Consider the following 6,951-nt stretch of genomic DNA (forward strand, 5'->3'; position numbering starts at 1 on the left):
GCTGAACCAGCACCAGCAGGCCCAGCACCAGCACGGATGCGGCAATCATGGGCTCCACGCCCGGCACCCACAGGCCGGCAAAGCCGGCCACGGCACCCGCCACCAGCAGGGCCACAAAGGCCGCAGGTGCACGCCAGGCCGTGCGCAGGCCGGGCATGGTCAGTGCGCTCCAGGCGCCCACAGCCAGCATGGCGGCCAGATGGTCTGCACCGGTAAACGGGTGGGCAAAGGCATGACCCAGGCTGTCGAGAAAGTGGTGATGACCGCCTGCATCGGAGCCCATATGAGCGAGAGCGGACAGTGGCAGTGCAGTCGCTGCGGCGGCTGTGGTGGCAAGGAGCTTATTGAATTTCATAGCTGTCTGCGCTTGATGGGTAGGGTTTTGATGGCCAAAAGGCTTGAAGTGCTGGATGCCGAGTCAGGCGATGGGTTCGTGCACGGTGACCAGCTTGGTGCCATCGGGGAAGGTGGCTTCGATCTGGATGTCGGGAATCATCTCGGGGATGCCTTCCATGACATCGGCGCGGGTCAGCACGCTGCGGCCTTCGCTCATGAGCTGGGCCACGGTCTTGCCGTCACGTGCACCTTCCATCACGAAGGCGCTGATCAGTGCCACGGCCTCGGGGTAGTTGAGCTTGAGGCCGCGGGCCATGCGCCGCTCGGCCAGCAGGGCCGCCGTGAAGATCAGCAGCTTGTCTTTTTCGCGCGGTGTCAATTCCATCGTCTTCAATCCCTCAGTCAGCTCGCGCAGCCGGTGGCACCGGCAGAACGCGCGCTGGGAGTTTCATGCCCTTTTATGTAGCAAGTGCTATGCCAATGGCAAGCCCTTGTTGCTGGTGGATGACAACCGGGTCGTTGTGATTTGGCACTTTATTGGTGCATGTGGGGCGACAGGTGTGCACCATGGCGTTCCCTGGTTATGGCGGCGGACACTTCTTGGTGCATTGCGGGGCGATGACGGTGCAGTGCATGGCACGGACCTTGCTTTTCTGGTGCATGTATCAAGGACTGTTGAAGAGGAAAGGCATGCCGCTTTTGCGGACTGCCGCAAGGCAGGGTTTGCTGACCTGGGGATGTGCCGCCCTTTGTACGGGCGCGGTGTGGGCGAGGGCGGGTCAGGACGGTGACCAGGCATTGCCCGAGGTGCAGGTGAGCGCCATGGTCAAGGGACAGGCGCTGGACGAGACGCAACGCGCGTTCTCCGTCACCGAATTCGGTCGCGACGAGATCCGCGAGCAGCCCATGCAGGAAGTGGAGTCGCTGTGGAATCGGGTGCCAGGCATGCATGTCAATCACTACCAGCTCAGCGGGGTGGCCAATGCGCTGGTGATGCGTGGTTTTGGCGGTGGCGGCCATGGTGGCGATGTGGCGGCCACGCTCGATGGCATCCCGCTCAACGAGGCCATGTCGCATGCCGACGGCTATTTCGACCTGAACGTGGTCGTGCCGCTGGAGCTGGACAAGGTCAATGTCTATCGCGGTCCCGTGTCGGTGCTGCAAGGCAATTACAACCGTGCCGGACTGCTGGAGCTGCGCACAAGGCGCAGCGGCAGCTATTCGGAGCTGGCGCTCAGCGCCGGCTCGCACGGTCTGTTCGATGTCCAGGCCGCACTCGGGCGCGCCCTGGCCGGTGGCGATCAGCTCAACCTGGCGGCCCAGCACTCGCGCGGGGACGGAGCGCGCGCCGCCTCGGCTTATGAGCGCAGCACCGTCAGCGGCACCTGGAAGCACCATGTGCATGAAAAACTCGATATCTCGCTGTCCGGTCGCTGGCACGAGGCGCGTGGCGACTCGCCCGGCTATCTGACCGAAGCGCAATGGCGAGAGTATCCTCAGGGCAAGGACAGCCGTGTGGCGGGTGATGGTGCCGACAAGCACTTTGGCACGCTGCGCCTGGATGCGCAGTACGCACTGGACGCCGATACCCGGCTGCTGGGCTTTGTCTACGGCACGCAGCAGGATTTTGTGCGCTGGTTCACCCGCCCGCGCAGCGCCACCTGGATGCAGCGCGAGGAGCGCTACGACCGCAGCGTGCTGGGAGCGGGGCTGAATGTCAGTGGCAAGTCGCTTCTTTCGGCGCGCGAGCTGAACTGGATGCTGGGCCTGGAGCATGTGCGCGAGTCCACCGACTATGGCTATTGGGATGGACTGCTGGACCGCCGGCGCACCGGCCCTGCATTGAATGATCGCAATACACGGCTCGACAACACGGCGATCTACGGCCAGGCCGGCTGGCAGCCAACGGCCTGGTTGCAGACCACGGCGGCCCTGCGCTGGGACCACTTTGACGGCCGCTGCCGTCTGCTGGGGGCGGAGGCCGGTGGCGATGAATGCAATCGCATGCAGGGCCGCAGCCATGCCAGCCCCAAGCTGGGAGCACTGGCGCAGCTCGATGCCCGCACCGCCGTGCGTGCCAACTGGTCGCAAGGCTTTGCGTTGCCCAGCGACTTTGCCAAATACGCGCTGCGCAACAGCGACCTGCATGCCAATATCTTTCGTCAGAGCGAGCTGGGCGTGGAGTGGAAGCCATCGGTCCATTGGCTGATCGATGCCTCGCTCTACCGCATCAGCTCCAGCCATGAAATACGCAACACGGCACCCGGCGAGTATGAAAACCTGGGAGCAACCGTACGCAAGGGCGCCGAGCTTCAGCTGCACTGGCTGCCCAGCCGCAACTGGCATGTGGAATGGGCTTATGGCCACAACCGCTCCGAAGTCACGCAGAACGCGAACGCCGCATTGCTGGGTCGGCGTGTAGTGGCCGTGCCCGAGTACACCAGCACCTTGCATGCACGCTGGATGCCGCGCAGCGATGTCACCGTGCATGGATTGCTGCGCCATGTGGGCCGCGCGCCCATCAACACTGGCAATACCGAATGGGCAGGCAGCTATCGCTGGCTGGACCTGGGCCTGCAATACCGCTTGCCCGCGAGTCTGGCGCGCAATGCCAGTCTGAGCCTGTGGCTTCGCAACGCCGCCAATACCCGCTATGCCAGTACCACCACCATGATTGCCGGCCAGCGTCTGGTCGCGCCCGGCGCGCCGCGCAGCGTGCAGCTGGGCTTGCAGTTTTCCTTATGATTTTTCGGAGCTTCCATGTCTGTTTGCAGGACACGTCACCACATCATCGCGCGCATTCTGTGCACCACAGCCGCTGCCTGGCTGCTCTGCGCGCATCCGGCTTCTGCCCATAACGTCTGGCTGGAGCCCGATGCGCAGGGGGGCTATGTCATGCAGTTCGGCGGTCATGACGGCAGGACCGAAGCCTTCGATCCGGCCAAGCTGCAGCGTGTGCACGCCTATGACTTGCGCGGCCGTGAAGTGCCCAGTGCCGTGCAGAATGTGCAGGGCGGCATCCGCATCAAGCCCGATGCCAGGGCTGCGCTGATTGCAGTGGAACTCGATAACGGCTATTTCAGCAGTACGGGTGCAGAGGGCACCATGCTGCCTTTGCCCATGGACCAGAACCCCGGTGCGGTGCGCGGCGTGCATGCGCGCAAGTTCCACAAGACCGTGGTGCGCTGGGGCGCCGTCATGCAAAAGCCGCTGGGTCAGATGTTCGAGGTGGTGCCGCTGCAGGGGCAGTCTCCCCATGCCGGCCGGCCGCTCAGGCTGCAGGTTTTGCTGCATGGAAAGCCGCAGTCCGGCGTCAGGCTGTCCTGGGGAGAGAATGGCTCACCCACGATGACGGACGCGCAGGGTCAGGCGACCATGACGCCAGCTGTCGGCAGCAATACGCTGCAGGCCATACTGCGTCAGCCGGTGCAGGGCGATCCCAGGACCACCGAGAACAGCTACGAGTATCTGCTGCGCTTTGCCGTGCATTGATGAAGCCACGTTCCGTCAGTTCAAGATCCGTTTCACAGCCTGCTGCCATGACCGATTCCACGCCTGTTGCCCGCCGCTCCCGAGAGCAGATTCTGCAAGCCATCCGCGAGGCGGCGATTGCGGAGTTCAGCAGCCATGGCTTCAAGGGCGCATCCACGCAGGCGATTGCCGAAAGAGCGGGCCTGACCAAGCCCCAGCTGCATTACTACATCGAGAGCAAACAGGCCTTGTATGACGAGCTGCTCCATGCGCTGCTGGAGGCCTGGTCGGCGGCCTTTGCGTTCGATCCGGCACTCGACGATCCGGCGCAGATCATCGGCAACTATGTGCGGCGCAAGCTGGACTACGCGTTGGACCATCCGGCCCTGTCGCGCATCTTCACCAACGAGGTGCTGGGTGGTGGCTTGCGTCTGCATCAATACTGGCCTGTCGCGCTGAGCTCCACGGCGCAGAAGGTGGATCTGATCAACGCCTGGATCGCGCAGGGCCGCATGCGCAGCCTCGATGCGCGCGTGCTGTTGATGCAGATCTGGGGCATGACCCAGCACTATGCGGACTATGCGGTGCAGGCCAGGGTGATGCTGGAGTGCGCCGACGACCAGCCGCTGGATCGCGAGCATATCGCCCGGGAGCTCACCACTTCCGTGCTGTTGAGCTGTGGTCTGGCACCAATTTGAAGATGCCCTGCTCAAGCCTGGTGCAGGTGGCCGGGCAGCAGGCGGGTAGCTCTCCCTGGCGTGTTTTGGCACACCGTTTGCTTAGATTTGACCAGTCGATCAAATCGGATGGTCAATCATGCCCAACACTGCTCCGGATACTCTGGAAACGCCCGTAGAACAAGGCTTTGAGCTGGTATTGCTGCGTCAGGGATTGCGCTTGCCGGTGGAGCCCGGAGAGCGCATCACCGATGTGCTGCAACTGGCCGGTGTGGCCATAGAGACGGTGTGCGAGCAAGGCATTTGCGGAACTTGCGTCACACGCTGGACGGCCGGTGATCCCGAGCACCATGACCGCTGCCTGACCGTTGAGGAGCGCAGCACGCATGTGGCTTTGTGCTGCGCACGCAATCGCGGCGCAGCTCTGACTCTGGATCTTTGAAGGGGCCGACATGCGAGTGCTTGTGATCTTTTCCCATCCCGTGGAAACCAGCTATCAGGCCGCATTGCATGCCGAAGTGGTACAGCAGTTGCGAGGCGCCGGGCATGAGGTCGATGACTGCGACCTGTATGCGGAAGGCTTCAATCCCGTGATGTCCCGCGAGGAACGCCTGGGCTATCACGAGGTGCCGCAGAACCGGCGGCCGGTGCAGCGCTATGTGGATCGCCTGCTGTGGGCCGAGGCGGTGGTCTTCTGCTTTCCGACCTGGTGCTTCGGTCTGCCGGCCATGCTCAAGGGGTTCTTCGATCGCGTGCTGATGCCTGGTGTGGCCTTCGACATCAGCGATCCGCAGAACGTCAAACCGGCGCTGACCCATCTCAAGCGCATTGCGGCGGTGGTGACTTACGGGCGTCCGCGCTGGACCGCGCTGTTCATGGGCGATCCGCCGCGCAAATGCATCACGCGCTATCTGCGCATCCTCACGGGAGGAAAGGCGCGTATCGACTATCACGCCTGCTACCACCTGAATGTGGCAACGCCCTCGCGGCTGCAGTCCTTCAAGGCCCATGTGGGCCGGGCCATGCGCCGCTTTGCCTAGGAGAGCTCTCCATGTCCTCACATCTGACACTCTGCAACGCACGGTTGCCGCGCTGGTTGCTTGCGGCCCTGGGGCAGCGCAGCGAGATGCCGCTGTCGCGTCTGGAGATCTCCAACGGGCGCATTGCGGCCGTAGCCGCCGAAACGCCAGCCCTGCCGCGCAGCTTCGGCTCCCAGGTCTGGGATCTGCAAGGAGCGCTGGTGCTGCCGACCATGGTGGACGCGCATCTGCATCTGGACAAGGCGTTCACGCTGGAGCGCATGGGACCGGTGAAGCCGGGCCTGCTGGCAGCGATAGAGGCGATGATGGTGGACAAGCAGAACTGGACGGCGGCCGATGTGCGCCGCCGTGCGAGTCAGGGCCTGCAATGGGCCTATGAAGCCGGTGTTTCGCATGCACGCAGCCATTGCGACTGGTGGGAGCCGGACTCGGTACCTGTGGCCTGGGAAGTGCTGCGCGAGCTGGCGCAGGAATGGGCGGGGCGTGTGCTGCTCGAGCGCGTCAGCCTGATTCCCCTGCATCTTTATGAGGAACGCGGTGTGGCGATGCGTCTGGCCAAGCAGGTGGCGCTCAGTGGCGCGGGGGCCTTGCTCGGCGGCTTTGTCCATTCCACCCACTGGAGCCCGCAGGCCTTGCGCCATCTGTTTGAGGCTGCGCAGCAGCACGGCCTGGATGTGGACCTGCATGTGGACGAGGAACTCAACCCCGCAGCCCAGGGGCTGGCCACCACGGCCGCGCTGCTCAAGGAACTGCGTTTCGAAGGCCGTGTGGTCTGCGGCCATACCTGCGCGCTGGCGGCGCAACCGCTGGAGCAGGCGCTGCGCACGCTGGATGCAGTGGCCAGCACTCCCATCACCATGGTCAGCCTGCCGGTGACGAACCTGCTGCTGCAGGACGCGCAAACCGGTGTCACGCCGCGGCAGCGAGGCCTGACGCTGGTCAAGGAGGCCAGGGCGCGCGGCATACCGCTGATGATCTCCAGCGACAACGTGCAGGACCCTTTCTGCCCGCTGGGCAGTTTCGATCCGCTGGAAGCGCTGAGCACCGCAGTGGCGGCCGCGCAGCTGACTTCGGCCTTCGACGAGTGGAGCGACAGCGTCTGTCGCCGCGATTGGCTGGGTCATGGTGTCGGCCGTCTGCCGCTGCAGCCAGGCGCGACAGCCGATCTGGTGATCCTTCCTCAGTCCAGCGTCAGCGGCTTTCCATCCCGCAGCCACCGCCGTGTGGTGATGCGCGAGGGGCGCGTCAGCAACGGCGAGCCGCTGGCTGCCTGGTTCACCCCCTGTATTGAACGGAGCGTTGCATGAGCGTAGATACCACAGGCATTGCACAGCCCCTGGCACGTTATGCGGCCTGGCGGCGGGCGGGCGATCTGGTGTTCCTGTCGGGCGTGATCGCCGTGGACCCGGGGGCCAATCGCATCGTGC

At 64.1% G+C, this 6,951-nt stretch carries 8 protein-coding genes and 1 pseudogene; 7 read left to right on the forward strand and 2 right to left on the reverse strand.

The genetic code is table 11. The annotated features are described in order from the left end of the window. Together E2583_RS24570 and E2583_RS24575 are read right to left on the reverse strand one after the other, a co-directional pair. Positions 1-355 (reverse strand): HupE/UreJ family protein (locus E2583_RS24570; RefSeq protein ID WP_291599566.1); only part of this gene is annotated, 355 nt, incomplete at its 3' end. A 63-nt stretch (positions 356-418) separates the two neighbouring features. Further along, positions 419-721, reverse strand: a complete 303-nt coding sequence (locus E2583_RS24575) for an urease subunit gamma (RefSeq protein WP_003060617.1) — start codon at positions 719-721, stop codon at positions 419-421. 305 nt (positions 722-1,026) lie between these two features. Here E2583_RS24575 and E2583_RS24580 point away from each other — a divergent pair, with 305 nt between their 5' ends. The 7 genes and pseudogenes from E2583_RS24580 to E2583_RS24700 all read left to right on the forward strand — a co-directional run. Then, positions 1,027-3,081 (forward strand): TonB-dependent receptor, encoded by a 2,055-nt coding sequence (locus E2583_RS24580; RefSeq protein WP_291599568.1) that lies wholly within the window; start codon positions 1,027-1,029, stop codon positions 3,079-3,081. A 15-nt stretch (positions 3,082-3,096) separates the two neighbouring features. Next, complete coding sequence (locus E2583_RS24585; RefSeq protein ID WP_291599569.1) at positions 3,097-3,828, forward strand: DUF4198 domain-containing protein; 732 nt, start codon at positions 3,097-3,099, stop codon at positions 3,826-3,828. 47 nt (positions 3,829-3,875) lie between these two features. Continuing rightward, entirely contained in the window at positions 3,876-4,505 is a 630-nt protein-coding gene (locus tag E2583_RS24590) for a TetR family transcriptional regulator C-terminal domain-containing protein (RefSeq protein ID WP_291599570.1), read from the forward strand. A 118-nt stretch (positions 4,506-4,623) separates the two neighbouring features. Further along, on the forward strand, positions 4,624-4,926 hold the full coding sequence (locus E2583_RS24595; RefSeq protein ID WP_291599571.1) for a 2Fe-2S iron-sulfur cluster binding domain-containing protein: 303 nt from the start codon (positions 4,624-4,626) through the stop codon (positions 4,924-4,926). Between the two features lie 10 nt (positions 4,927-4,936). Continuing rightward, on the forward strand, positions 4,937-5,524 hold the full coding sequence (locus E2583_RS24600; protein WP_291599572.1) for an NAD(P)H-dependent oxidoreductase: 588 nt from the start codon (positions 4,937-4,939) through the stop codon (positions 5,522-5,524). An 11-nt stretch (positions 5,525-5,535) separates the two neighbouring features. Next, positions 5,536-6,831: an amidohydrolase family protein gene (locus tag E2583_RS24605; protein WP_291599573.1), complete on the forward strand. Its 1,296-nt coding sequence runs from the start codon at positions 5,536-5,538 to the stop codon at positions 6,829-6,831. Next, a pseudogene (locus E2583_RS24700) lies at positions 6,828-6,951 on the forward strand (RidA family protein); the annotation flags it as partial. The gene E2583_RS24605 and the pseudogene E2583_RS24700, both read left to right, overlap by 4 nt.

The sequence above is a fragment of the Comamonas sp. genome (assembly GCF_009360615.1).
Lineage (GTDB): Bacteria > Pseudomonadota > Gammaproteobacteria > Burkholderiales > Burkholderiaceae_C > Comamonas.